Source organism: Mesorhizobium sp. WSM4836 (assembly GCF_055811815.1).
In genome coordinates, this window is record NZ_JBVVQF010000001.1 from 206,161 (window position 1) to 231,374 (window position 25,214).

The 25,214-nt window shown below is 62.4% G+C and carries 30 protein-coding genes and 1 pseudogene; 21 read left to right on the plus strand and 10 right to left on the minus strand.

The annotated features are described in order from the left end of the window. From uvrB to AC0L2P_RS01115, 6 genes and pseudogenes are all read left to right on the plus strand, one after another. Positions 1–3,030 (plus strand): excinuclease ABC subunit UvrB, encoded by a 3,030-nt coding sequence (gene uvrB / locus AC0L2P_RS01090; RefSeq protein WP_473499349.1) that lies wholly within the window; start codon positions 1–3, stop codon positions 3,028–3,030. A 75-nt stretch (positions 3,031–3,105) separates the two neighbouring features. Further along, a complete protein-coding gene (locus AC0L2P_RS01095) occupies positions 3,106–3,372 on the plus strand; it encodes a hypothetical protein (RefSeq protein WP_473499351.1) in 267 nt (88 codons plus the stop codon). Positions 3,373–3,678: 306 nt separating this feature from the next. Beyond that, a pseudogene (locus AC0L2P_RS01100) lies at positions 3,679–5,207 on the plus strand (ABC-F family ATP-binding cassette domain-containing protein). 102 nt (positions 5,208–5,309) lie between these two features. Then, positions 5,310–5,483 (plus strand): hypothetical protein, encoded by a 174-nt coding sequence (locus AC0L2P_RS01105; RefSeq protein ID WP_473499353.1) that lies wholly within the window; start codon positions 5,310–5,312, stop codon positions 5,481–5,483. Between the two features lie 128 nt (positions 5,484–5,611). Beyond that, positions 5,612–6,040 (plus strand): VOC family protein, encoded by a 429-nt coding sequence (locus AC0L2P_RS01110; RefSeq protein ID WP_473499355.1) that lies wholly within the window; start codon positions 5,612–5,614, stop codon positions 6,038–6,040. A 78-nt stretch (positions 6,041–6,118) separates the two neighbouring features. Then, a complete protein-coding gene (locus tag AC0L2P_RS01115; protein WP_473499357.1) occupies positions 6,119–6,472 on the plus strand; it encodes a DUF1428 domain-containing protein in 354 nt (117 codons plus the stop codon). Positions 6,473–6,485: 13 nt separating this feature from the next. Here AC0L2P_RS01115 and AC0L2P_RS01120 read toward each other — a convergent pair whose 3' ends face one another. From AC0L2P_RS01120 to AC0L2P_RS01130, 3 genes are all read right to left on the minus strand, one after another. After that, complete coding sequence (locus AC0L2P_RS01120; protein WP_473499359.1) at positions 6,486–8,120, minus strand: tetratricopeptide repeat-containing sulfotransferase family protein; 1,635 nt, start codon at positions 8,118–8,120, stop codon at positions 6,486–6,488. A 184-nt stretch (positions 8,121–8,304) separates the two neighbouring features. Further along, positions 8,305–8,571, minus strand: coding sequence for a DUF1488 family protein (locus tag AC0L2P_RS01125; protein ID WP_473499361.1), 267 nt, complete (start codon positions 8,569–8,571; stop codon positions 8,305–8,307). Between the two features lie 10 nt (positions 8,572–8,581). Continuing rightward, positions 8,582–8,764: a hypothetical protein gene (locus tag AC0L2P_RS01130; RefSeq protein WP_473499363.1), complete on the minus strand. Its 183-nt coding sequence runs from the start codon at positions 8,762–8,764 to the stop codon at positions 8,582–8,584. Positions 8,765–9,131: 367 nt separating this feature from the next. On the opposite strand from AC0L2P_RS01130, the gene AC0L2P_RS01135 reads away from it, so the two are divergent. Beyond that, the gene (locus AC0L2P_RS01135) at positions 9,132–9,395 is read left to right on the plus strand and encodes a hypothetical protein (protein ID WP_473499365.1); all 264 of its coding nucleotides are present in this window, start codon (positions 9,132–9,134) and stop codon (positions 9,393–9,395) included. After that, complete coding sequence (locus tag AC0L2P_RS01140; RefSeq protein ID WP_473499367.1) at positions 9,392–9,637, plus strand: hypothetical protein; 246 nt, start codon at positions 9,392–9,394, stop codon at positions 9,635–9,637. Before AC0L2P_RS01135 ends, AC0L2P_RS01140 begins: the two co-directional genes overlap by 4 nt. A gap of 145 nt (positions 9,638–9,782) precedes the next feature. Here the strand turns inward: AC0L2P_RS01140 and AC0L2P_RS01145 are convergent, their stop codons facing one another. Beyond that, the gene (locus AC0L2P_RS01145) at positions 9,783–10,175 is read right to left on the minus strand and encodes a Kazal-type serine protease inhibitor family protein (protein ID WP_473499369.1); all 393 of its coding nucleotides are present in this window, start codon (positions 10,173–10,175) and stop codon (positions 9,783–9,785) included. A gap of 490 nt (positions 10,176–10,665) precedes the next feature. On the opposite strand from AC0L2P_RS01145, the gene AC0L2P_RS01150 reads away from it, so the two are divergent. The 3 genes from AC0L2P_RS01150 (at position 10,666) to AC0L2P_RS01160 (ending at position 11,910) form a co-directional block, all read left to right on the plus strand. Continuing rightward, positions 10,666–10,878, plus strand: coding sequence for a cold-shock protein (locus AC0L2P_RS01150; protein ID WP_006202520.1), 213 nt, complete (start codon positions 10,666–10,668; stop codon positions 10,876–10,878). A gap of 229 nt (positions 10,879–11,107) precedes the next feature. Continuing rightward, positions 11,108–11,320, plus strand: coding sequence for a cold-shock protein (locus AC0L2P_RS01155; RefSeq protein WP_006202521.1), 213 nt, complete (start codon positions 11,108–11,110; stop codon positions 11,318–11,320). A 182-nt stretch (positions 11,321–11,502) separates the two neighbouring features. Beyond that, positions 11,503–11,910: a BA14K family protein gene (locus AC0L2P_RS01160; protein WP_473499371.1), complete on the plus strand. Its 408-nt coding sequence runs from the start codon at positions 11,503–11,505 to the stop codon at positions 11,908–11,910. A 70-nt stretch (positions 11,911–11,980) separates the two neighbouring features. Here the strand turns inward: AC0L2P_RS01160 and AC0L2P_RS01165 are convergent, their stop codons facing one another. The 3 genes from AC0L2P_RS01165 to AC0L2P_RS01175 form a co-directional block, all read right to left on the minus strand. Then, positions 11,981–12,622: an MBL fold metallo-hydrolase gene (locus tag AC0L2P_RS01165; RefSeq protein WP_473499373.1), complete on the minus strand. Its 642-nt coding sequence runs from the start codon at positions 12,620–12,622 to the stop codon at positions 11,981–11,983. Between the two features lie 188 nt (positions 12,623–12,810). Continuing rightward, entirely contained in the window at positions 12,811–13,122 is a 312-nt protein-coding gene (locus tag AC0L2P_RS01170; protein ID WP_473499375.1) for a hypothetical protein, read from the minus strand. Between the two features lie 145 nt (positions 13,123–13,267). After that, positions 13,268–14,161, minus strand: coding sequence for a branched-chain amino acid aminotransferase (locus AC0L2P_RS01175; RefSeq protein WP_473499377.1), 894 nt, complete (start codon positions 14,159–14,161; stop codon positions 13,268–13,270). A gap of 241 nt (positions 14,162–14,402) precedes the next feature. Between AC0L2P_RS01175 and AC0L2P_RS01180 the strand changes: the two genes are divergently transcribed. The 4 genes from AC0L2P_RS01180 to AC0L2P_RS01195 all read left to right on the plus strand — a co-directional run bounded on the left by AC0L2P_RS01180 (position 14,403) and on the right by AC0L2P_RS01195 (position 18,329). Beyond that, entirely contained in the window at positions 14,403–14,930 is a 528-nt protein-coding gene (locus AC0L2P_RS01180) for a MarR family winged helix-turn-helix transcriptional regulator (RefSeq protein ID WP_023719182.1), read from the plus strand. After that, positions 14,917–15,636 (plus strand): response regulator, encoded by a 720-nt coding sequence (locus AC0L2P_RS01185; RefSeq protein WP_473499379.1) that lies wholly within the window; start codon positions 14,917–14,919, stop codon positions 15,634–15,636. The genes AC0L2P_RS01180 and AC0L2P_RS01185 overlap by 14 nt, the downstream gene beginning before the upstream one ends. A 51-nt stretch (positions 15,637–15,687) precedes the next feature. Further along, positions 15,688–17,103 carry an ATP-binding protein gene (locus AC0L2P_RS01190; RefSeq protein ID WP_473499381.1) on the plus strand — a complete coding sequence of 472 codons (1,416 nt, stop codon included), beginning with the start codon at positions 15,688–15,690 and terminating at the stop codon, positions 17,101–17,103. A 203-nt stretch (positions 17,104–17,306) separates the two neighbouring features. Next, entirely contained in the window at positions 17,307–18,329 is a 1,023-nt protein-coding gene (locus AC0L2P_RS01195; RefSeq protein WP_473499383.1) for a glycosyltransferase family 4 protein, read from the plus strand. A 13-nt stretch (positions 18,330–18,342) separates the two neighbouring features. On the opposite strand, the gene AC0L2P_RS01200 is transcribed toward AC0L2P_RS01195, so the two are convergent. The 3 genes from AC0L2P_RS01200 to AC0L2P_RS01210 all read right to left on the minus strand — a co-directional run bounded on the left by AC0L2P_RS01200 (position 18,343) and on the right by AC0L2P_RS01210 (position 19,841). Beyond that, entirely contained in the window at positions 18,343–18,702 is a 360-nt protein-coding gene (locus AC0L2P_RS01200) for a tRNA-binding protein (protein WP_473499385.1), read from the minus strand. 6 nt (positions 18,703–18,708) lie between these two features. Beyond that, positions 18,709–19,209 (minus strand): type III secretion system chaperone family protein, encoded by a 501-nt coding sequence (locus tag AC0L2P_RS01205; protein WP_023678420.1) that lies wholly within the window; start codon positions 19,207–19,209, stop codon positions 18,709–18,711. A 329-nt stretch (positions 19,210–19,538) separates the two neighbouring features. Further along, positions 19,539–19,841, minus strand: coding sequence for an accessory factor UbiK family protein (locus AC0L2P_RS01210; RefSeq protein ID WP_473499387.1), 303 nt, complete (start codon positions 19,839–19,841; stop codon positions 19,539–19,541). A gap of 166 nt (positions 19,842–20,007) precedes the next feature. On the opposite strand from AC0L2P_RS01210, the gene AC0L2P_RS01215 reads away from it, so the two are divergent. The 6 genes from AC0L2P_RS01215 to AC0L2P_RS01240 all read left to right on the plus strand — a co-directional run bounded on the left by AC0L2P_RS01215 (position 20,008) and on the right by AC0L2P_RS01240 (position 25,172). Further along, on the plus strand, positions 20,008–20,268 hold the full coding sequence (locus AC0L2P_RS01215) for a type II toxin-antitoxin system ParD family antitoxin (RefSeq protein ID WP_473499389.1): 261 nt from the start codon (positions 20,008–20,010) through the stop codon (positions 20,266–20,268). 184 nt (positions 20,269–20,452) lie between these two features. Further along, a complete protein-coding gene (lgt, locus tag AC0L2P_RS01220; protein ID WP_473499391.1) occupies positions 20,453–21,304 on the plus strand; it encodes a prolipoprotein diacylglyceryl transferase in 852 nt (283 codons plus the stop codon). Continuing rightward, entirely contained in the window at positions 21,301–22,389 is a 1,089-nt protein-coding gene (locus AC0L2P_RS01225; protein WP_473499393.1) for a class I SAM-dependent methyltransferase, read from the plus strand. The genes lgt and AC0L2P_RS01225 overlap by 4 nt, the downstream gene beginning before the upstream one ends. A 168-nt stretch (positions 22,390–22,557) precedes the next feature. Beyond that, positions 22,558–23,346, plus strand: coding sequence for a peptidoglycan editing factor PgeF (gene pgeF, locus AC0L2P_RS01230; RefSeq protein WP_473499395.1), 789 nt, complete (start codon positions 22,558–22,560; stop codon positions 23,344–23,346). Beyond that, the gene (locus tag AC0L2P_RS01235; protein ID WP_473499397.1) at positions 23,346–24,497 is read left to right on the plus strand and encodes a M24 family metallopeptidase; all 1,152 of its coding nucleotides are present in this window, start codon (positions 23,346–23,348) and stop codon (positions 24,495–24,497) included. The genes pgeF and AC0L2P_RS01235 overlap by 1 nt, the downstream gene beginning before the upstream one ends. Before the next feature lie 54 nt (positions 24,498–24,551). Continuing rightward, positions 24,552–25,172 (plus strand): hypothetical protein, encoded by a 621-nt coding sequence (locus AC0L2P_RS01240; RefSeq protein ID WP_473499398.1) that lies wholly within the window; start codon positions 24,552–24,554, stop codon positions 25,170–25,172. The last annotated feature ends 42 nt before the right edge of the window (positions 25,173–25,214 follow it).

Genomic DNA, 25,214 nt, shown 5'->3' on the forward strand with positions numbered 1-25,214 from the left:
ATGGCCAGACTCTCCGACAAGAAAACGCCGCCGCCGGCGAATGACGATCGCGCTTCGCCGCCCAAGCGGCGCAGTCCGCTGACCGATTTCCTGGATGCGTCGGAGCCACTGCGCAAGGGCGGCTTTGCCGAGGCGCCGCAGGCCCAGTTCACCGGCGCGCCGCTGGCCGGCTCGATCGCCGACTGGGCCGAGCAGATCGAGCAGGAAGCCGAGAAGGAAGGGCGCGTTTCCGGCAAAGTCGGCGGCAAATTAGCGAAGCCGGCGAAAAAGATCCCGGAACGCTCCTCTTCCCCCGGCCGTACGGCACGTGGCACCTCGATGGGCGGCGCGGCCTCGGCGCGGGAGCGTACTGCGGCCGGTCTCAACCCTGTCGCCGGCCTCGATATTTCGCTGGAGGACGCCGAGACCATGGCCTCGGGCGGCGTCACCGCCACCGTAGCGGCGCTGTCGGCGCTGATCGAATCCGGCAATCCGCTGCATAAGGACGGCGTGCTGTGGACGCCGCACCGCCCTGCCCGGCCTGAGAAATCCGAAGGTGGCATCGCCATCAGGATGGTCTCGGATTTCGAGCCGGCCGGCGACCAGCCGACGGCGATCAAGGATCTGGTCGAGGGGGTCAACAGCAACGACCGCACCCAGGTGCTGCTCGGCGTCACCGGCTCAGGCAAGACGTTCACCATGGCCAAGGTGATCGAGGAGACGCAACGCCCCGCTCTGATCCTGGCGCCCAACAAGACGCTTGCCGCGCAGCTCTATTCCGAGTTCAAGAAATTCTTCCCGGAAAACGCCGTCGAATATTTCGTCAGCTACTACGACTATTACCAGCCGGAGGCCTATGTGCCCCGGACCGACACCTACATCGAGAAGGAATCCTCGATCAACGAGCAGATCGACCGCATGCGCCATTCGGCGACGCGCTCGCTGCTCGAGCGCGACGACGTCATCATCGTCGCCTCGGTCTCCTGCATCTATGGTATCGGCTCGGTCGAGACCTATACGGCGATGACCTTCCAGATGCAGATCGGCGACCGGCTCGACCAGCGCGCGCTGCTCGCCGACCTCGTCGCCCAGCAATACAAGCGCCAGGACATCAACTTTGTCCGCGGCTCGTTCCGGGTGCGCGGCGACACCATCGAGATCTTCCCGGCCCACCTCGAGGACCGTGCCTGGCGCATCTCGCTTTTCGGCGACGAGATCGAGGCGATCACCGAATTCGATCCGCTGACCGGCCAGAAGACCGGCGAGCTGAAGAGCGTCAAGATCTACGCCAATTCGCACTATGTGACGCCGCGCCCGACCTTGAACCAGGCCATCAAGTCGATCAAGGAAGAGCTCAAGCACAGGCTGGTCGAACTCGAACGGGCCGGTCGGTTGCTGGAAGCGCAGCGGCTGGAGCAGCGCACCCGCTTCGACCTGGAGATGCTTGAGGCGACCGGCTCCTGCGCCGGCATCGAGAATTACTCGCGCTATCTGACCGGCCGCCAGCCGGGCGATCCGCCACCGACCTTGTTCGAATACATTCCCGACAACGCGCTGGTCTTCATCGACGAAAGCCATGTCACCGTGCCGCAGATCGGCGGCATGTATCGCGGCGACTTCCGCCGCAAGGCGACACTGGCCGAGTATGGTTTCCGACTGCCGTCCTGCATGGACAACCGGCCACTGCGTTTCGAGGAGTGGGACGCCATGCGCCCGCTTTCCGTCGCGGTTTCGGCAACGCCCGGCAGTTGGGAGATGGAGCAGTCCGGCGGCGTCTTCGCCGAGCAGGTCATCCGCCCGACCGGCCTCATCGACCCGCCGGTCGAGGTGCGCCCGGCCAAGACACAGGTCGACGACGTCGTCGGCGAAATCCGCGAAACCACCAAGGCCGGCTATCGCACGCTGGTCACCGTGCTGACCAAACGGATGGCCGAGGACCTGACCGAGTATCTGCACGAACAGGGCATTCGCGTGCGCTACATGCATTCCGACATCGACACGCTGGAGCGTATCGAGATCCTGCGCGATCTGCGCCTCGGCGCCTTCGACGTGCTGGTCGGCATTAACCTGTTGCGCGAAGGCCTCGACATTCCCGAATGCGGCTTCGTCGCCATCCTCGACGCCGACAAGGAAGGCTTCCTGCGCTCCGAGACATCGCTGATCCAGACCATCGGTCGCGCCGCGCGTAACGTCGACGGCAAGGTCATCCTCTATGCCGACCAGATCACCGGCTCGATGGAGCGGGCGATGGCCGAGACCAACCGCCGGCGCGAAAAGCAGATGGAGTGGAACGCGGCCAACGGCATCACTCCGGAATCGGTCAAGTCGCGCATTTCGGACATCCTGGACTCGGTCTACGAAAAAGATCATGTCCGCGCCGATATCTCGCAATTCACCGACAGCGCCGGCGCGATGATGGGCAACAATCTTAAAGCGCATCTCGACGCCTTGGACAAGCAGATGCGCGACGCCGCCGCCAATCTCGATTTCGAGAAGGCCGCCCGCATCCGCGACGAGATCAAGCGGCTGCGCGAGATGGAGCTGTCCATCTCCGACGACCCGCTGGCCAAATATGCCGACATGGAAAGCCCGGTTTCGGGCCGCGAAAAGGGCAAGCACAACAAGGGCCGCGCCATCCACCGCGCGGTCGATGACGACGGCAAGGGCCTCTTCCGCAAGCCCGCGCTCGACGAGATGGGCGCCGACGGAGCCGTGCCGGTCAAGAAGCAGCTATTCGCAAAACCTTCGCTCGACGCCATGGGTCCGGGCACCGACATGCCGACGCCGGCCGGCGCGGTGTCGCGTTCGCTGTTCAAGAAACAGTCGGCCGAAGAGGCGCACGGCTCCGATTTCGGCATTCCCGGAGAGCCGACCAAGCCGCTGTTCAAGAAAAACTCACTCGACGAGATGACGGTGCGGCGGACCGAAAAGCCGGTCGAGGGTGACAAGCCAGTCAAGCGCGAACGTGCCGGCATCGGCTCCTACGAAGAGCCCGCCGACGCCCGTCGTGAGAAGCGCCGCCCTGGCAAGACTGGTCGGCCGGGACGGTAGCGACAGGCATTCGTTGTGATGGTCTTCACTCGGCAACTTGACGAAGACGAATTCAAGGCTTGCTTTGTTGAGCCTATGACTGACGTCACCGCTACGGCAGAGGCTGCCTTGGACGTCAACGCGCTAGATCTGGATGAGATCGGTCTGCCCTCTTTGAACGACGTTCGGAATGTTTATCGAGACGCAAGGAACCGGTTCGATCAGGTGCTGATCGGCACCGGGCGCTTCAACACCCTTCTCGTCATCGTTGTCGACCTCGGCAAAAGCACGGTGTTCGGGCATTTCCTGCTCGATCTGAACAAGGAATATGGATCAAGCGGTGGCCACTTGAGGTCCGTCTGATAGTCACCCTTCGGTTGGCCCCGACCAACCGCTTGCCATCGGCCCCGCCCCTGGTGTAACCCAATCCCTATACTCGAACGTCTTGAAAGGAGGGCTGCGTGAATATCGACCACCACCGTCAGCGCGGCCCTGTCTCTGCCCTGCGAGCTTGCTTGCAGGGCTGACCAGAGACGGTCCGGGTTTTTCTTCCCGCTTCGATTTTTTGGTCCGCCCTTCGTGGTGCTGCAACGCCGAGCCTGATGGCCAGCCTGCGCACCGTCCAAGTGCATCAGCCGGAATCACTCCGGACAGACCAGAGAAATCGACATGGCCCTGATCAGCCTCAAGTCACTCGGCGTCACCATGAGTGCGCCGCTCTTTTCCAACCTCGACCTCACCATCGGCACCGGCGACCGGCTCGGCATCGTCGCCGCCAACGGCCGTGGCAAGTCCACTTTGCTGAAGTGCCTGACCGGCGAAATGGAGCCGACATCAGGCGACATCACCCGCACGCGCGGCCTGTGCGTCGGCTATGTCGAGCAGGTCATCCCCGCAGCGCTCGCCGAGCACGGCTTTCATGAGATGGTGGCAGACGCCCTGCCGGCCGAGCAGGCCGAAAGCGAGCAATGGCGCGTCGACGTGGTCCTCGATTCGCTGGACGTGCCGCAGCCGATGCGCGAGCGGCCGATGCGGGCCTTAAGCGGCGGCTGGCAAAGGCTGGCGCTGATCGCGCGCGTCTGGGTCACCGATCCCGACGTCCTGCTTCTCGACGAACCGACCAACCATCTCGACCTCGGCAAGATCAGCCAGCTCGAGACCTGGCTGAACGCGCTGCCGCGTGAGGTGCCGGTGGTGATTGCCAGCCACGACAGGGCGTTCCTCGACGCGACGACCAACCGCACGCTGTTTCTACGCCCTGAACAATCGCCGGTGTTTTCGCTGCCCTATTCGCGGGCGAGGCTTGCGCTGGACGAGGTCGACGCCTCGACCGAGCGCAGATTCCAGCGCGACATGAAAGTGGCGCAGCAGTTGCGCCGGCAGGCGGCCAAGCTCAACAACATCGGCATCAATTCCGGCAGCGACCTTTTGACGGTCAAGACCAAGCAGCTCAACCAGCGGGCAGAGCGCCTGGAAGAGGCGGCAGCGCCGGCACACCGCGAAAAATCGGCGGGCGCCATCAAGCTCGCCAATCGCGGCAGCCATGCCAAGGTGCTGATCACGCTCGACGATCTGGTGGTCGGAACACCTGACGGCACGGTTCTGCTCAGCACCGGCAAGCGCCACATCTGCCAGGGCGACCGCATCGTCCTGCTCGGCCGTAACGGCGTCGGCAAATCACGGCTGATCGGCCTGATCCGGAATGCCATCGTCGAGCCGCGAACGGCAGCGCAAGGCGTGAAGGTGACGCCGTCGACCGTGCTCGGCTATAGCGACCAGGCATTGTCGGGCATCGGCGGCGACGACACGCCGCTGGCGATGCTCTCGCGCAGATTCGATGTCGGTGAGCAGCGCGCCCGCTCGCTGCTGGCGGGCGCCGGCGTTAGCATCGACATGCAGGAGCGCAGGATCGGCGTGCTGTCGGGCGGATAGAAGGCGCGGCTGATGATGCTGGCGCTCAGGCTCGCCAATCCCATTTCTATTTGCTCGACGAGCCGACCAATCATCTCGATATCGATGGCCAGGAAGCGCTGGAAGCGGAATTGCTGGAACATCAGGCGAGCTGTCTGCTTGCCTCGCACGATCGCTCCTTCATCCGAGCTGTTGGCAACCGCTTCTGGCTGATCGAGAAACGGCGGCTGACCGAGGTCGACAGCCCGGAAGCTTTCTTCCAGGAGGTAGCCGAAGCCGGCGGTTGAAAATTGCGGAAAAAAATCCGGCGCTCTGTCGGATGATGATCGCATGCCACGTCCTTGGGACGCCGACACGGTGATGCCGGCGCCAATCGAGGAGAAAGCATCATGTCTATTCTGTCATCCATAGGTCACGCCGTGACGCGTTACTCGACGGCTCGCGCCCGTTATCGCAGCGAACGCGCCATCCTTTCATTGCCGATCGAGCTGCGCAAAGATATTGGCTGGCCGGAGATCGTCGTCGACGCGCAAAACAGCCCGCGGATTCGCATCGAAGGTTGAGAGCTGGCAGTTGGCCATCGCGGCAGGCGCCATTTCGAATCCAAAAAACCATCGGCGGTGTAGGATCGTCGCCGTTTCGTTCGTCCTGTGGTTCGCAGAGGCAAACCAGACGAAAAGAGGAGCATGACATGAATGACCAGCCGCAGACCCAGCCCGCCGCCAAAGTGCTTGGCGGATTGACGCCCTACCTTCAGCTGGACGGTGCGTTCAAAGCCGCAGAATTTTACCAAAAGGCCTTCGGTGCCGACCAGGTCTTTGCCTATCCGCCGGACGAACAGGGCCGCACAATGCATATCCATCTCCACATCAACGGTTCGACCCTGATGCTTTCCGACTTCTATCCCGAGCATGGAATGGCCGCTGTGAAGCCTCAGGGCTACACCATGCAGCTCCATCTCGGCAGCGACGACATCGACGCCTGGTGGAAACGGGCCATCGAGGCTGGCTGCGAGGAAGTCGTGCCGTTGCAGGTGATGTTCTGGGGTGACCGCTGGGGCAATATGCGTGATCCGTTCGGCATCGAATGGGCAATGAACGCACCGGTGAAAGCAGCTTAACATCCCACACAGGCTGTGTCTGAAATCACCTCTCCCCGCTCGAGAGGGAGAGGAAAACAATCACATGGAGGAAGTCAGATGTCCTATGTCGACGGTTTCGTACTTGCCGTGCCGAAGGCAAAGCTCGACGCCTACAAGAAGCTGGCGGAGACCGGCGGCGCCGTCTGGAAGGAGCATGGTGCTCTTGCTTATGTCGAATGCGTCGGCGACGACGTGCCCTATGGCGAGATCACCTCGTTCCCGCGCGCCGTACAGGCCAAGGACGACGAGGTCGTCATCTTCTCATGGATCGTCTATGAATCCAGGCAGCATCGTGACGTGGTGATGGCCAAGGTGATGGCCGATCCTCGTCTCAAGCAGGACTGGGAGACCATGCCGTTCGACGGCAAGCGCATGATCTTTGGCGGCTTCCAGCCGTTTTTGGAGCTGTAGGCCGCGCAACGCATTACGCTAGTCGGTCGAGCAGCGGCTTGAGCCGGTCGCCATAGCGTTTCCACAGATCGACCGAGCCTTGGTACATCGGCTGGCGCACCTGCGCGGCCGACGCCGTGCGCACCGGCCGGTCGGTCTGGTGGAACGACAGCACGGCATCGTCCCACGGCAGTCCGAGATGGGCGATCAGCGCCCGCGACTGGCCTTCCTGGTCTGCGACGAAATCCTCGTAGCGAACGTCGTGGACGACATCAGGCAGCACGGCGTGCCAGTGCGCCATGATATCGGTGTAGAGATTGTGGAAATCGGCGAGCTCGCCGAGGTCGTAGCCATACCGGTGGCTGTCGCCGCGGAAATGCACTTTGTAGATCGACAGGCAGGTCGCCGCCGCGTCGCGCGCACAATGGATGATCTTGGCCTTCGGCAGCATCATGTGGATGAAGCCGACCAGGAGGAAATTGCCGGGCATCTTGTCGGTGACGTGCCGAAAACCCGGATAGCGGGCGTGCAGCATGTCGAGATAGGCCTGGCCGGCCTCGGCATAGGCCTTGTCGGGAAGATCGACGATGCCCCAGGGAAAGCCGCCCTTCATGCTGAGCGGAAATTGCTTGCCGACCGCCGTCTTCAAAATGCTGAGCTCGCCGGCGCCATAGACTTGGCGGTGGCTGGCGATGATCTGCTCGACCAGCGTGGTGCCGGAACGCGGCATCCCGACAACGAAGATCGGCGTGTCGTCGGCGATCCCGCTCGGCCTGTGCTTTTCAAAAAAGGCCTTGTCGAACACCGCCTTCATCGCCTCGAACTCGCCGCGCGTCTTGCCGGCGTCATAGTCGATGCCTTGGCGGCGAATGGCATTGCCTTCGGCGAAATAGTCGAAGGCACGGCCATAATCCCTGAGGTCGTCATTGGCCTTGCCGAGGCCGAAGGAAAGCTGCATGCGCGCCAGGCTGCCTTGCGGCGTCTTGGTGTGCTCCGCCTCCATGCGGGCAAGCTCGGCGTCGCGCTCCTTCTGGCGCTTGACCTGGGTAAGCATCAGCCAGGCCCTGGCCATGCCGGGGTCCACCGCCAGTGCCTGCCTGAAAAGATCCGCAGCCTCGTCGAGATTGCCCTTTTCCATCAGCCCGACGCCCAGGCCGTGCAAAAGATCGGCGTCCTTCGGCCGGATCGTCAGCGCCTCGCGAAAAACAGCCAGTGCCTCATCGAGCCGGCCCGCTTCCTGCAGCGTTTCGGCAAGCCCGACGCGGCCGCGGACATGAAACGGGTTGCGGCCAATCGTGCCGCGATAAATATCTTCGGCGCCTTCGAATTGGCCGAGCTGCTTCAGCGACGAGCCGAGATTGTCACGCGCCGCCAGCTGGTCCGGCCGAATCGCCACCACCTTGCGGAAGAGATCGGCGGCGGCCGCTACCCGGCCGAGGTCGCGCAGCACGGTGCCTAGATTGTTGAGGAAATCCGGATTGTGCGGCTGCAAACGCACCGATTGTTCGATCAGCGCCAGCCCCTCGGCGCTGCGCCCGGTCTGGTGCAGCAGAAGCCCGAGAAAATGCGCAGCTGCCGGGTGGCTGGCCTTTTGCGCCAGCACCTGACGGTAAAGCGCCTCGGCTTCCTGCCGGCGCCCCGCCTGGTGCAGTTGCAGCGCCTGCTGCACACGCTGGTCAAGTCCCAGTGGTGGCTGCCCGCCTGAGCCGTAACGTGCGCCTGCCGGTTGTCTCGGGTCTCTGGTGATGGGAAACCTGCCGTGTTGTCCGCCCTGCCGCGATCTAGGCCATCGCCGCGGCACGTGCAAGAGCAGACGGCGGTCGCTACCAAGCAAACCTCCGAATTCGGGGAACTTACCGAAAGTCGGCCGGCGTCAGCACATACATGTTCTTGCGGCCGTGCGAGTAGGCCTGTCGCGCAACATCGTAAATCGACGAACGCTTGGCATCGAAGGCGCTGAGGTATTCGGCCTCGGCTCCGCTTGCAGCGGGGTTTGCCGCCGAAAGTGCCGCAACCTCGACAAAGAACGGGACTTCGAGCATGCCGTCATGGCCGACGAAACGAATGCGCCTGGTCGCCGGATCATAGGAGCGGCTGGGATTGGGAAAATTGAGCGTCATGGCTTGCGCGTCAAATCAGGCGGTTGCTTTCGGCAAGTTGGCGCGCCCGCCGCGCCGTGCCGTCGGTGTCGGCAATCCTTCGCCTTGCCGCCTCGTCGCTTCTTATCGTGAGGCGTGGCGACAAGACCTTTATCGGCTTTGCGACGGGAATAACTGCAACTGTCGGGACATCCGGTGTTCTTGCGGAGTTCATGACTCTCTTCCTTCCATTGCTAGACAAATACAAAATGCCGGAGGAATTCTTCCGGAAATTCTTCAAACAAGTTTTGAGGTGCACCGGGATCGTATCACCGTTCTGCAGATAATATAGAAAGTAATTTTACCTTGGTAGGGGCAATAGGTCGAAAACTTCTTGAATAAGCCGTATTTTCAGACTACTGATATGAAACCGTTTTGGGTCATGCTTGGCCCCGCGGCGTCAGGGGTTCTCGGCCCGTCAAACTTATCCAAATCGCCGACACCTGGAACCGCAATGCAGGCTCCGCTTCCGGGGCCAGGCCGGAAAGAAACTTCAAGGCAGGAGCACTTCAAGACACAAGCGAGAACTTCGAGGCACAAGAATGTCTGCTCGCACCACCCATTCCATCGCGCATTTCGCGGCACCTTTCGTGCTTGGCGGGCTGGATGGCATGCAGCCGGCCGGCGACTATGACATCGACCACGATGAGGAACTGATCGGCATGTCGTGGCCTGCCTGGCGCCGCGTCGCCACCTTCATCCATCTGCCGGCAAGGACGGTGAAAAGCCCGACCAGCCACCTTGTCGCCATCGACCACGCCGAACTCGAGGCAGCGCTTCGGCACGACCAGGAGAATGTCACATGATCCGCTTCCAGCAGAGTGCGCGGCGCACGGACACGCCGGCGCATATCTTCACCGTCGGCCAGACGGTCCGCATGAAGAGCCGCACCGGCCTTGCCCAAAAGACCGCGGAGCTGTTCCAGATCAAGAGTCGGCTGCCGGTCAAGGACGGCTCGCCGCAATATCGCATCCGCAGCGAGCAGGAGACCTATGAGCGGGTCACCACGGAAGACAATCTCGAACCGGTCGACAACCCGGCCAACTGAGCCGACGCGCCGCCACGCTGCTTCACATGCTGATGATGCCGCTGATCCGCATCGCCTGCGCATCCCCAACGGGAACGACGCTGAGCTCTGCGCCGGCCCCGCAGATGGTGATGGTGCTTGTCCGGCCGAGTTGCAGGTCGGCGCACTAGCAAGGCCCGTCATCGACGACGCGATAATCCGCTACGCGGGCTTCGCATTCATTGGGGAATGTCCGCAGTTCGCCATCGCGACGGGCGCAGACCGGGCGGTACTCGCGGGTGCAGAATGTCTGCTCCTCACGGCCACCACCACCGCCGCGGCACTCGCCATCGCGAATGATGCGGTATCCGGCCCGTTCGGCAAGGCAGGCATTGGCGAATGTCTGGCGGTCGCCGCCGCGCCTCGCGCAGACCGGGTCGTATTGCTTAGTACAGAATTGCGGCCCCGGCCGTGGCGGTCGCGGCCCCTCATCGACCACGACGGTGCAGGCTGCGAGAATTGCCGACAGGAACAGGATGGAAAAGACCTGCCGCGGAAAGCTTGCCGCAAGACACCGCATGACTGTTCCTTCCCTCGAAATTCCTGCCTGCGCAAATGGTGCCTGCGTCCGGCCGATCCTCGTCATTCCGCTGCCAAATGCAACCCCTGTTTGCAACTGGCGGCATGACGAACCCGGCCGGCGCCAGGCCAATACAGCGCCGGTCCCGCTTGCTGGACCATGCCTGGGTGGCGTCTGGCCGATGACCGCGTAGAGAACCGGGGCTATCGGTGCGATGCGTCGGGATGCGCCTGTTGGGCCGCCCGCGGCTCTGTCTTGCAAGCATCACGTTTCCGTGCGATAAATTTTGTGTTCGGGCATTTGCGACCCGGAGAGCGGAACGTTTTGGACGACCTTTCCCCGATACTGTGAATCTCTGACAGCCCCGTTTTCGGCGGGGGGTTTTACCATGCGCCAATGCATGACTGCCGAAGCAACCACCGGGACTTGCCCACGGCGCCAGGCGGCGGGCGGAACCACCAAGACTGACACGGGTGAAGGAGTTTCCCCAATGGCCCAGACCGGCACCGTTAAATTCTTCAACGCTACCAAAGGCTTCGGCTTCATCACGCCCGATGGCGGCGCCAAGGATGTGTTCGTCCACATCTCGGCGATCGAGGCTTCCGGGCTGCGCACGCTCGTCGACGGTCAGAAGGTCACCTTCGATGTCGAGCCCGACCGCATGGGCAAGGGTCCGAAAGCGGTCAATCTCCGCGCTGCCTGAAACCACAGCGTGCCGCGCGTCCTTTCGGGGTGTGAGGATGCTGCAAGGCTTTTTGAGTGAACTTGAATTCTGTAAAGGCGCGGCGGTTTTCGTCGCGCCTTTTGTGTTCCGGGATGCTTGCCGGTACCCGCAAAACTTTCTCTTGCCGATGGCACTAAAATAAAGGACAAATTTCCGTCCGGGCATTTGCCGGCCCGAGACTGGACTTGTGGGATCAAAGGAGCTTCCCATGCCGCAGACCGGCACCGTCAAATTCTTCAATCACGCCAAGGGCTTCGGCTTCATCACGCCGGACGACGGGGCAAAGGATGTCTTCGTCCATATTTCGGCCGTGCAGGCGTCGGGTCTTCCCGGTCTTGAGGATGGGCAGAAAGTGACATTCGACACCGAGCCGGACAAGCGCGGCAAGGGTCCGAAAGCCGTCAACCTGTCGATCGGCTGAACCAGCCCTGGACAGAATGGACGTGGGCCGGTCTGGCCTGCGGTGTTTGCCGCACGCTTGAACCGTCCAGTTAGATGAACCGCCTGGTCAAATTTCGTTCAGCCCCCGTTCAGCCACGGTCGCATATTAATCTTCGCTAAAGCCGGACCGCATCCCCCCGGGCCGGCACGAAGGAGACCGACATGAACCGAATTTTCAAGACTGCCGTCCTGTCGGCCGCAGTCGTTGCGACCACGCTTGCGACCTTGCCCGCGGCCAATGCCGATGAATGGCGCCATCACCGCCACCACGGCAACGGCGACGCCGTTGCCGCCGGCGTCCTCGGCCTTGCGGCCGGTGCCCTGATCGGCGGTGCGCTCGCCAGCCCGCAGCCCCGCTATTACGACCCGGCCTATGATGATGAATACTACCGGCCTGCCCCGGTGCGCCGTTATTACGTGCAGCCGCGAGTGGCCTATGCCGAAAGCTATGCAGAGCCGTGGACCCGCGGCTGGTACGAATACTGCTCGGATCGCTACCAGAGCTTCAACGCGCGTACCGGCACGTTCACCGGCTATGACGGCGAACAGCATTTCTGCACCGCCAATTAACGGAGGCAGTTTCCTGCCGGAAAAAGGCGCGGTCGCACAGGCCGCGCTTTTTTGTGTCCGGCAAGCGGTTTCAGATCAGGAACGGATTGCTCCGCCGCTCCTCGCCGAAGCGTCCGCCGGGACCATGGCCGCAGATGAAGCCGATGTCGTCGCCCAACGGCAAAAGCTTCTCCTTGATCGAGGCGATCAGCGCGGCGTGGTCGCCGCCCGGCAGATCGGTGCGGCCGACCGAACCGCGAAACAGCACGTCGCCGACATGGGCGAACTTCGCGGCCCGGTTATAGTAGACGACGTGGCCGGGTGCGTGGCCCGGACAATGGAGGACCTCAAACACGTGTGAGCCAAACGAAACGATCTCGCCTTCGGCAAGAAACCGGTCGGGGACACAGTTACGCACGGGATCGGTAATGCCGTAGAGTTTCGCCTGGTGCTCGAGATTGGCGAGCAGCGGCCGGTCGGCGGCATGCGGACCGATGATCTCGATACCGAGCGCCTCCTTCAGTTCCATGGCGCCGCCGGCATGATCGATATGGCCATGCGTAATCCAGATCGCGCCGGCAGTGATCGCATTGTCCTCGAGCGCCGCCAGCACCTTGTCGATGTCGCCGCCCGGATCGACGACAACGCCTCGTCTGTCGTCCATGTCGAAGAGGATGGTACAGTTCTGCTGGAACGGCGTGACCGGCACGATGCCGGCGTTGAGCTGACCCATATTCGTCCTTTCACGCTGCCGGAGCGCTGCGCGTCCCTCGAACGCGTCAGGAAAGCTCTAACCTTGAACCAGGCCCTGATGTAGAGACACGCGCGAACGGCGTCCACCGCTCCACAACGACAAACGACAAACGACAAACGAAATGGGCGGCCGAAGCCGCCCATTTGAAAAGCCTGAAACGTCGGAGCTTATTTCTTCATCGCGTTCATGACCGCACCGATGATGCCGGTCAGGATGGCGCCGCCGCCGGCACCGCCAACGATGTTTGGAATGTTCAACGCGCTGCCGGTCCCGGCCGCCGCGGCCGCTGCTGCCGGATCGACCGCGCCGCCCAGCAGACTGTTGAGGATGGCCGCACCGCCGATGCCGCCGACAGCGCCGCCCAGGATTTTGGTAAGCTGCCCCATCGCCGCAGTCTTGATAGCCACACCCACCGCCTGACCACCGATGATACCGGTAATCACCTGAATAATGATCGGAAGAAGCGTGTTCATATCCATATTTCGAGTCCCTCCATAGCTGCCAGCCTCCCGGGCCGACGCCATCATGAGACGCCGAATTGAATGAAAGTCAAATGCGCAAACGCTTAAATAAAAGGGGCGGCCCGAAAACCGCCCTTGCTGATTAAAAAAGCTGTGACTTTCGTTATTCTGCAGCAATCGCGTGCTTGGGCTGAACGGCCGCAGAATAGTCGTTCATCAGTGTCTTGGCGATCTCGCCGACCTCGAATCGGTACGGACCGATCTCCGAGACCGGCGTGACCTCGGCCGCCGTCCCGGTGAGGAAGCACTGCTGGAAGCCTTCAAGCTCTTCCGGGATGATGGCGCGCTCGATCACCTCCAAACCGCGGTCCTTGGCAAGGCCGATGACCGTGCGGCGGGTGATGCCGTCGAGGAAGCAATCAGGCTCGGGCGTATGGATCTTGCCGTCCTTGACGAAGAATATGTTGGCACCTGTCGCTTCCGCCACCTGGCCACGCCAGTCGAGCATCATGGCGTCGGCATAGCCCTTGGCCTCGGCGGCATGCTTGGACATGGTGCAGATCATGTAAAGGCCGGCCGCCTTCGATTTCGACGGTGCGGTGCGTGGATCGGGGCGGCGCCATTCGGCCATGTCGAGGCGGATGCCCTTCAGCTTCTGCGCCGGGTCGAAATAGCTCGGCCACTGCCAGATGGCGATGGCGCAGTTGATCCGGCTGTTCTGTGCGGAAACGCCCATCTGTTCACTGCCGCGCCACGCGATCGGGCGGACATAGGCGTCCTGGAAACCCTGCTTCTTCAACAGCGTGCGGCAGGCGTCGTCGATCTCGGCTACCGAGTAGGGTATCTTGAAGCCAAGCAGGCGCGCCGATTCATGCAGGCGTTCGGTGTGGTCGGTCAGCTTGAAAATTTCGCCCCCATAAGCGCGCTCGCCCTCGAATACCGCGCTGGCGTAGTGCAGCCCGTGGGTCAAGACGTGGATCTTGGCGTCGGCCCATTTGACGAATTCGCCGTTCATCCAGATAAAGCCGTCCAGTTGGTCGAAGGGAACGGATGCCATGGTAACCTCCCGCGGGCGGCAGCCCGCACATTATTGCGTCGTTTCGTTTCGCCGCTGCAGGCGGCCATTGTTTCAAAGCGTAGGCGGATATTTAAGGTCTGGCAAACTCAGGAAGTTCCGGAAAAAACAGCTTCGCTTGCCTTTTCGTTCGCAATCCGCCGAAAAGCTTGCCAAAAATTACCATCGCGCGGAAAATACGTCAATAGTGCTGACATAATTTCCTGCTTCACACGGAGAAAAGATGACGAGCCACGCAGCCGCAGAGCCGATCAGGACGGCGATCACCGACGAGGACGGCATCGATTTCGCCATCATCGAGTTGTTCTTCTTCGCCTATCGCGACTTTACCTCCGATCCGGACCAGATCCTGGCCGATTACGGTTTTGGCCGCGCCCATCATCGGGTGTTACATTTCGTCAATCGCCGGCCCGGGCTGACGGTCGCCGAACTCCTCGATGTACTCAAGATCACCAAGCAGAGCCTGGCGCGCGTGCTCAAGCAACTGATCGACACCGACCATATCGTGCAATTGCAGGGCCCTCGCGACCGCCGCCAGCGCGAGCTTTATCCGACGGCCAAGGGCCGTGCGCTGGCGCTGGCACTGGCGCGGCCACAGTCGCGCCGCATCCATGCTGCATTGGAAGATTCCGGAGCCACCGAACGCGCCGTTATCGAACGGTTCCTTGAAGCGATGGTCAATCCGGAACTAAGGGCGCAGATCGACATTGTGCCCGCAAAGATGTCAGGGAAAAGCCATGGAGACCATTGAGAGGGTTGATCATCCGACAGCGCCGGAGGACGACGCGCCGCATCTGCTGGTGGTCGACGACGACACCCGAATTCGCAATCTTCTGAAACAGTATCTGACCGAAAACGGCTTTCGCGTGACCGTCGCCGGAAATTCCGGCGAGGCGCGGCGCAAGCTCGCCGGCCTCGACTTCGATCTGATCGTGCTCGACGTCATGATGCCGGGTGAAAGCGGCGTCGACCTCACCAAGGCGCTGCGGGCAGAAAAAAACGTGCCGATCCTGATGCTCACCGCGCTCTCAGAAACCGACAGCCGGATCAGCGGGCTCGAGGCCGGCGCCGACGACTATCTGCCTAAGCCATTCGATCCGCGCGAGCTGATCCTGCGCATCAACAATATCCTGCGCCGCGGCGGCCCCGCGACGACGCCCAAGGTCGAACAGCTGGTCTTTGGGCCCTATACGTTCCAGATCGCCAGGCGTGAGTTGAAGCGCGGCGGCGAAGCGCTCAAGCTGACCGACCGCGAGCAGGAAATCCTGGCGATCTTCGCTGCGCGTGCCGGCGAGACGATACCGCGGCATGAGCTTGTCGGCGACGAGTCCGAGGTCGGCGAGCGGACGATCGACGTCCAGATCAACCGGCTGCGCCGCAAGATCGAACGCGATCCGTCCAATCCGGTCTGGCTACAGACGGTGCGCGGTATTGGGTATCGGCTCAGCGTGGAATAGAATGTCGCCGACAGCGGTCCTTTGCCGGACCGCCGGTGAGCGAAAAGACGAATGGCGACCACGCAACTCGAACGGCCGGAAAATGGCGGCTTGAGCGCTCGCGCGACGCGGGCGCTGAAGGCCGTGCCGCGCGCCTGGAACCGTTTCTGGCGCCTGGTGTCGCTTTACATGCCGAAGCGGCTCTATGCCCGCTCGCTGATCATCGTCATCGCGCCGATGATCATGCTGCAGTCGGTCGTCGCCTTTGTCTTCATGGAGCGCCACTGGCAGACCGTGACGCAGCGCCTGTCGCAGGCCACGGTGCGCGACATCGCCGCCATTATAGACCTCATAGAGACCTATCCGCATGACGCCGACTACGCCAACGTCATCCGCATCGCCCAGGATCGCATGCAGCTGAAGGTCGACCTCCTGCCGCCCGACCCGCTGCCGCCACCCGGGCCAAAGCCGTTCTTCTCGATTCTCGACGAGATCCTTTCGTCCGAGATCACCCGACAGATAAACCGTCCGTTCTGGATCGATACGGTCGGCAATTCCAACATCGTCGAGGTCCGCGTCCAGCTCGAGAACAAGGTGCTGCGTGTCTTCGTGCGCCGCAGCCAGGCCTATGCGTCGAACACCCATATTTTCCTGATCTGGATGGTCGGCACCTCACTGGTGCTGCTGATGATCGCCATTCCCTTCCTGCGCAACCAGATCCGGCCGATTCTGACGCTGGCCGAGGCGGCCGAGAGCTTCGGCAAAGGCCGGCCGATGCCGCGCGATTTTCGGCCGCGCGGCGCCGAGGAAGTCCGCCGCGCCGGCTTTGCCTTCATCCAGATGCGCGAACGCATCGAACGCCAGCTCGAGCAGCGCACCGCCATGCTGAGCGGCGTCAGTCACGATCTGAGGACTATCCTCACCCGCTTCAAGCTGCAATTGGCGCTTGCGGGGACCAAGGCGGCCGATACCCAGGCGCTCGACCAGGACATCGACGACATGCAGTCGATGCTGGAAGGCTATCTTGCCTTTGCACGCGGCGAAGCCTCGGAAGACGCCGGTCGGTTCGATCTCGAAGCCTTTTTCGACAAGCTTCGCGAGGAAGCCGCGCTGCGCAAGCGCAAGCTGTCGACCGTGCTTGTCGGCGATCCGCATGTGCATGTGCGCCCCCATGCCTTTGCCCGGCTCCTGTCCAACATCGTCGGCAATGCATTCCGTTACGCCAAGACGGTGGAGATCAACGCCAATCATGGCCGTGGTTCGCTGCTCGTCACCATCGACGACGATGGTCCGGGCATTCCGCCCGAAAAGCGCGAGGAGGTGTTTAAGCCTTTCGTGCGGCTTGACGAGGCCCGTAACCTCGACGCCAGCGGCACCGGCCTTGGCCTCTCCATCGCACGCGACATTGCCCGCAGCCATGGCGGCGATATCGTCCTCGAGCGTAGCCCGCTCGGCGGTCTGCGGGCGGTGATCAAGGTTCCGGCCTGACGGAGCGGAGGCGGCCTTCATCCGCCCGTCATGAAACCATGGTGAAGAGCGTCAATGAAGCGCGCGATCCTGCTTGATTCGGCCCTGCGGCCTCATTTCGACCCCGCGCCCGCTCGGGTGCGCTGGTGCGAGGCCAGAGCGGCGGCGTGGTTGCCGTTCAGGCACCGCGGCACGGCAATCAAGCTTTCCGGCAAAGGGCCGCCATGCGCATCCTGATGGTCACCGACGCCTGGCGGCCGCAAGTCAACGGCGTCGTCCACACGCTGGAGCGCCTCTCGGAGACCCTGAAATTCTTCGATATCGAGACGGATTTCCTGACGCCGAACATCTTTCGCACCCTGCCGCTGCCGACCTATCCGGACATCAGGCTGGCGCTGACGACGCCGCACCGGGTGGCGCAGCTGATCGAGGCGCGCAAGGTGGACCACATCCATATCGTCACCGAAGGACCGCTTGGCATCATGGCGCGGCGCCACTGCCGCAACGCCGGCCGTCCGTTCACGACCAGCTATCACACACGTTTTCCGGAATATCTGAGCGCGCGCCTGCCGGTGCCTGAAGCATGGGCCTATCGCTGGCTGCGCGATTTCCACAATTCAGGACAGGGCACGCTGGTTGCCACCCAGTCGCTTGCCGACGATCTTGCGGCGCGCGGCTTCACCAAGCTCCGGCCATGGACGCGCGGCGTCGACACCGATCATTTTCGGCCGGATAAAAGAAAGGACCTGGGATTTCCCGGACCGATCTTCCTCTGCGTCGGCCGCGTCGCGATCGAAAAGAACCTGCCGGCCTTCCTCGACCTTGACCTGCCCGGCAGCAAGGTGGTCGTAGGCGAAGGGCCGGAAATGGCGAAGCTGAAGGCCAGATATCCCAATTCCCATTTCCTCGGCCATCGCCCGAACGACGAACTGGCCGAGATCTACGCCTCGGCCGATGTTTTTGTCTTCCCCAGCCGCACCGACACATTCGGCAATGTCATCATCGAGGCGCTGGCCAGCGGCACCCCAGTCGCAGCCTATCCGGTGACCGGACCGATCGACATCGTCGGCGACGGCGTTGGCGGCGCGGTGTCGAACGATTTGCGCAAGGCCGCGCTCGCCGCGCTCCATGTCGACCGCGCCGAGGCGCGGCAACGCGCGATGCGCTACAGTTGGAAAGCCTGCGGGGAAATGTTCATGGAAACGGTCGAAGAGGCGCTGGGTACCAAGCGTAAACTGGCCGCCTGAGCAACCAGCGCAGCTAGAACAACCTGCCGCCGTCCGGCACCTGGCGCTCGATCGCGCCAAGGACGACGGCGCCCTCTTCATCGGGAAAGCCGAGCGTCAGCACTTCCGACATGAATGGCCCGATCTGACGCGGCGGGAAATTGACTACAGCGAACACCTGCCGGCCGATCAGGGTTTCGGGCGTATAGTATTTCGTGATCTGGGCCGAGGATTTCTTCACCCCGATCACGGGACCGAAATCGATTTTCAACTTGATCGCCGGTTTGCGCGCCTCGGGAAAAGGCTCGGCCTCGACGATCGTGCCGGCGCGGATGTCGACACGGTCGAAATCGGCAAAGCTGATCTCAGGTTTTCGCGAGTCGCTCGAACTCATCGACGGTCAGGCGTTTCCGTAGGTTTCGAACAGCACGCCGGCCAACGCATCCTTGGCCGAAGTGCCCGACCAGACGACGAACTGGAACGCCTGGAAATAGCATTCGCAGGCCTCCAGCGCCGACGACAGCAGCACCTCGACCTGCTGGCTCGACGGCTCGACCCCACCGGCCAGCAACAGCGACTGGCGGAACATGATGGCGCCTTCCTGCTCCCAGAGATCGAAATGGCCAAACAGCATCTGCTCATTGATCAGCGAAAGCAGCCGCATCACCTCGAGCGCGCGCGCCTCCGGGACCTTGATGTCGAAGGCGCAGGCCAGGTGCAGCGCCTCATAGTCCTCCATCCAGGAGAATGAAACGTGGTAGTCGGTCCAGCTTCCGGCAACCGAAATCGAGATCTCGTCGTCGCCGGCCCGTTCGAAGGACCAGTCGTTGTTATGCGCCACCTGCTCGATTACATCCACCGGATGGATTTCGCGGGAGAATTCGAGTTCGAGAAGTTCCATGAAATGCTTCCTGTCGTTCTGGGAGCGCCACCACACGCTCCGCGGGAGAGGCACACTCGAACAATTCTGCCTAGAACTCGGACGGCCAGGACTTCGTCAACACAAAGACCCCGGACCGGACCCCACCGCCCGGCGCATGACCCTGCTCCGAATCATGCAACAAATTCAGTCTATTGATCGGGAGTCGCGTGACCAGCCAAATTTTTCGCACTGCGTCATTCGCATGTGGAAAGGCGCTGTCACAAAAATTCACGCATTACCGGTAAGCGATTCACGACAAAGCGCTTTTTGCGATCCGGCTTTGTGGAAAAGTTAATGATTATTTCTTATTATTTTTTTGCACGCGGCTTTGCCGCAGCCGCAGGCGCCACTTGACCGGTCAATTCGGCAAGCCTGGCCTCGAGCGCCTCGATGCGAGCGGCGAGGCGGGTGTTTTCTTCCCTGGCTTTCGCCGCCATGTCGCGAGCGGCCTCGAATTCCTCGCGCTGCACCACGTCCATTGAGTTGAGGATGCGCTCGGCCTGGCCCCTGAAGGCGGTCTCCACCTCCCGCCGCATGCCTTGAGCGGCACCGGCTGCGTCGGTCATCAACTTGGCGAATTCATCGAGAATGCGGTTCGGTCCGGTCGCCATGGCAAATCCTCGCTTGTCAAATTGACGTAGTGGCGCACGGTGCGGAATGCAAGCACACAAGAACGCCAAAAGCATCGGCAATCGGTCCATTTCAGACCCGTTGGGCGTAGCTTATGTCACCAATAACTATTATTATCGGCGTGATAGCATCTGAAGGAGCGTCATCATGGCCATCAGCGCAGATTTGGGCAATCGCCTCGAGGACGTCGTCAACCAGCTTGTCAGCACCGGGCGCTATAATTCGAAGAGCGAAGTGCTGCGCGAAGGCGTCCGCCTGGTTGAAGAGCGTGAGAAGCGCCTTGCCGCGCTCGATGCAGTACTTGCGAAGAGCATTGGCGACGCCGACGCGGGGCGGGCAAAGCCTGTCGAAGACGTGCTTGATCGCCTCGAGGCCAAGTATAAGGCTTTGGCCGAGAAGGCCAGGTGAAGCGGCTGATTTTATCTTCTACCGCATCAGCACGGATGCAATCGAAATACTGCACGTCCTGCACGGCGCGATGGACTATGAGGCTATTTTGTTCCGCGCAAATTGACTGTCTACGCTTGCCTTGACCCTGCCAAAACCCTGCCGCATGGTCCGCGCCCGAACCTGTTGGAATCCGGAGACCCTGTTGAGCGAATATTTGCTGCCGCTGGCCGCCCTGCCCTTTCCCAACATCGACCCGGTCATCGTCCGGATCGGACCGCTGGCGGTGCATTGGTACGGCGTCGGCTATATCGCCGGCATTCTGTTCGCCTGGTGGTATGCCAAGCGCCTCGTCACCAACCCAAAACTGTGGCCCGATGGCACCCTGCCGATGAAGCCGGTTGACCTCGACGACTTCATCGTCTGGGCAGCCATCGGTGTGGTGCTCGGCGGACGCACTGGCTACGTGCTGTTCTACGACCTGCCGCGCTACATCGCCAATCCGCTCGATATCGTCGCCGTCTGGCAGGGCGGCATGTCGTTTCATGGCGGCTTGCTCGGCGTCACTCTCGCGATGACGCTGTTTTCCCGGTCTCGCGGCATCCGCACTTGGTCGCTGTTCGACGTGGTTGCCGCCGGCGTGCCGGTTGGGCTTGGCCTCGTTCGCCTGGCAAACTTCATCAATTCCGAACTATGGGGCCGACCGACGGACGTTCCATGGGCGGTCGAATTCCCCAATGGCGGCCCATTTGCACGTCATCCAAGCCAGGTCTACGAGGCGCTGCTCGAAGGGCTGGTGTTGTTCCTTATCCTGCGCTTCCTCACCCATTCGCGGCTCAAGCTGAAGACGCCGCGCTTTGTCGGCGGCGCCTTCATCGCCGGCTATGGCGCCTCGCGCATCTTCGTCGAATTCTTTCGCGAGCCCGACCAGCAGCTTGGTTACCTCCTTGGCACGAGCTGGCTGACCATGGGAATGGTGCTGTCACTGCCGATGGTGCTGGCCGGCATCTGGGCGATGGCTTCAGCCAAGCCGGTGACAAAACCGCAGCCGGCATGACACCCCTGAAGACCCGCATCGCCGAGCTGATCGGTGCGGTAGGACCGATCCCCATCAGCGAATACATGGCGCTCTGCCTGTTCGATCCGCAGGACGGCTATTATACGACACGCGAGCCGTTCGGCGTCGCCGGCGACTTCGTCACCGCGCCGGAGATCAGCCAGATGTTCGGCGAGCTGGTCGCCGTCTGGCTCTACCAGGCATGGCTGGCGATCGGCCGGCCGACGCCGGTCGCCATCGCCGAAATAGGCCCAGGCCGCGGCACGCTGATGAGAGATATGCTGCGCACGCTTTCGCGGCTCGATCCGACGCTTACCGCCAGCGCATCGTTCGCCTTGATCGAGACCAGTCCGCGGTTGACCGAGGTCCAGAAACGGACGCTTGCCGGGACGTCGGCCACCATCGGCTGGAATGAGACCATCGACACACTACCGCAGGGGCCGCTTCTGATTGTTGGCAACGAGCTGTTTGACGCGGTCCCTATCCACCAGTTCGTCCGCGCCGGAGCCGGCTGGCGCGAAAGGATGATCGGTCTCGACGATGCGAACCGGCTGCGCTTTTTCGTCGGCGCCGGCTCGCTCGACCCGATGCTGCTACCGGAGGGTGCCGAGAATGCGCCGCAAGGCGCGATCGTCGAGGTGGCGCCAGCCCGCGCCGCCCTGATGGCGGCCATCGCCGGGCGACTTGCCGGATTTGGCGGCGCCGGCCTTTTTCTCGACTACGGTCACCTCCAGCCCGGGATCGGCGACACCTTGCAGGCCTTGCGCAAGCACGGTCATGAGGACGTGCTGGCCAATCCGGGGCAGGCCGATCTCACCGCGCATGTCGATTTCGCTGCCCTCGCGGCAACGGTTCGGGCACACGGCCTCGATGCCTACCTCTCAACGCAAGGTGAATTCCTCCTCAAGATGGGCCTTCTCGAACGGGCTGGCCGGCTCGGCGCCAATGCCGATGAGGCAGCTCGCGAAAAGATCGCGGCCGACGTCGAGCGCCTCGCCGGCCCGCAAGCCATGGGCGAACTCTTCAAGGTGCTTGCGGTCCTCCCCGCAGGCATTGCCGTTCCGCCGTTTCCAAGCACGGATTGACTTTTCGCTGCCGCGTCTCCCACTCTCTCATCTCTGACCAGCGCCGACATCAACCGCGCCAGCCTTAACTGACCAGCCTTCAACTGACCAGCCTTCAATGCGCCCGCCTTCACCTCGCCGGTCTTCAACTCACTTGACGAAATCGTCCATACGGACAACAAAGCCGCCATGCTGAATCAGACCAAACCGGATCCCGTTCGGTCGCCCTTGCTGGAAACGGCGCAAGGCATCCGCCACGGCTACTTCACACGCGCCGGCGGGATTTCCAGCGGCATCTACCGGGGCCTCAACATCGGCACCGGCTCCAGCGACGACCAGACGCTGGTGCGCGAGAATCGCCGCCGGGTCGCCGAATGGATGAGCGTGCCTGCAAACCATCTGCTGACCGCTCACCAGGTTCACTCGCCGGACGTCGTCATTGCCAGGGAGCCTTTTGCCGGCGAGCGGCCCAAGGCCGACGCCATTGTCACCGATCGGCCGGGCATTGCCGTCGGTGCGTCGACCGCCGACTGCGGGCCAGTCCTCTTCGCCGACGCCGAGGCCCGCATTATCGGAGCTGCCCATGCGGGCTGGAAAGGCACTTTCACCGGAGTGCTGGACAACACCATCGCGGCAATGGAAAGCCTCGGCGCCCGGCGCGGCCGCATCATCGCGGTGCTCGGTCCTTCGATCGGCCCGCGGAATTACGAAGTCGGACCGGAATTCGTCGCCCGCTTCGCCGACGCCGATGCCGGCAATGCCCGCTATTTCGCGCCCTCCGCAAATGCCGGACACGCGATGTTCGATCTCAACCGCTACACGGTCGACCGGCTGACCAAGGCTGGCGTCAACGCCGAGGGGCTCAATCGCTGCACCTATGCCGAGGAAGAGCTTTTCTACTCCTATCGACGCAGCACGCATCGCAACGAGCCCGACTACGGGCGGCAGGTTTCGGCAATCGTTTTGGAGGCTGACTGATGGCGCTGCATTTCGAACGCTCGGAATTCGACGCGCGGCGCGATCGACTGATGATCGAGATCGCCGAAAAGAAGCTCGACGCCGTCCTGCTGTTTGCCCAGGAAAGCATGTATTGGCTAACCGGCTACGACACCTTCGGCTTCTGCTTTTTCCAGTGCCTGGTGGTCAAGGCCGACGGCTCGATGGTGCTGCTGACGCGTTCGGCCGACTTGCGCCAGGCGCGCCACACCTCGATCATCGACAACATCGTTTTGTGGACAGACCGTAACGGCGCCAATCCGGCGGTCGACTTGCGCAATCTGCTCAATGAGCTTGACCTGCTCGGCGCCCGCATCGGCGTCGAATACGACACTCACGGCCTGACCGCCTATAATGGCCGGCGCCTCGACGAGCAGTTGCAAACCTTCGGGCAGATCGCGGATGCCTCCGGCATTGTCAGCCGGCTGCGGCTGTTCAAGAGCCCGGTAGAAATCGCCAAGGCGGAAAAAGCCGCAAATCTGGCCGACGACGCGCTGGACGCAGCACTGCCGCTGATCAAGCAGGGCGGCGATGAGGGGCTGATCCTGGCCGCCATGCAAGGTGCGATCTTTGCCGGCGGCGGCGATTATCCGGCCAACGAGTTCATCATCGGCTCCGGCGTCGACGCCCTGCTTTGCCGCTACAAGGCCGGTCGCCGCAAGCTCACCAAGAACGACCAGCTGACGCTCGAATGGGCCGGTGTCTTCCACCACTACCATGCGGCAATGATGCGCACGGTGTTGACCGGCAAGGTATCGAAACGACATCAGGAATTGTTCGATGCCGCCCGCGCCGCGCTACTTGCAGTCGAGAAGGCGATGACACCTGGTAACACGTTCGGCGACGTATTCGACGCCCACGCCCGCACGCTCGAGGCCCACAATCTGACCAAGCACCGGCTCAATGCCTGCGGCTATTCGCTCGGCGCCCGCTTCACCCCATCCTGGATGGATATGCCGATGTTCTATCAGGGCAATCCCGAACCGATTGCGCCGAACATGACGCTGTTCGCCCATATGATCATCATGGACTCCGAAACCGAAACCGCGATGACGCTTGGCCGCACCTATCTGACGACCGAATCGCAGCCGAAGCCGCTGTCCCGCCATGATCTCGACTTGATCGTGCAGTGAATCCATAATGGAGAGAGTGTGAGGGCCGTTCGTCGCCAAGGAGTTTTCAGGCTAATGAGACGATCGCACGTGACGACCGTGTCATTGCTCGTGGCGCTGGCACTGGCGGCCTGCACCAATGCGAAGGACGTTCTCGAACCCTCGGCCATTGCCCCGCAATCGACGCAATCGCTCTCCGGAGCCGGAAGTGCCGCAACGCCCCCCGCGGCCCCGGCTCAGCCTGCCGGCACCGCGCGAACTGCAGGTACAGCGCAGCCTTCCGCTGCAGCGGCCGTGCCGCCCGCTAAGAGCGCGGCTGCCATTGCGCGGACCCGGCTGCAGGTGGCGCCGATCGTCGGCGCCTCGGTAGAAGCCGCGACACCTCTGACTGCCGAGCTTCAGACACGCGCCAGGCAGCGCGGCATCACCTTGGCCGGCAGCACCGACCAGACCCCAACGCATGTGCTCAAGGGCTATTTCTCGACCATGACGGAAGGCAAGGACACCACCGTCATCTATGTCTGGGACATCTATGACCCGGCCGGCAACCGGCTGCATCGCATCAACGGCCAGCAGAAGGCGCCCTCTGTCGGTGGCGGCGAAGGCTGGACGGCGGTCGCGCCGGCAACCATGCAGGCGATTGCCGACCGGACAATCGACCAGTTCGCCACCTGGCTTGGCGGTGGCGCTGGCTGACCTGGAGCATGACGCCGAAAAGGTCGAATCCGGTTTCGGAAA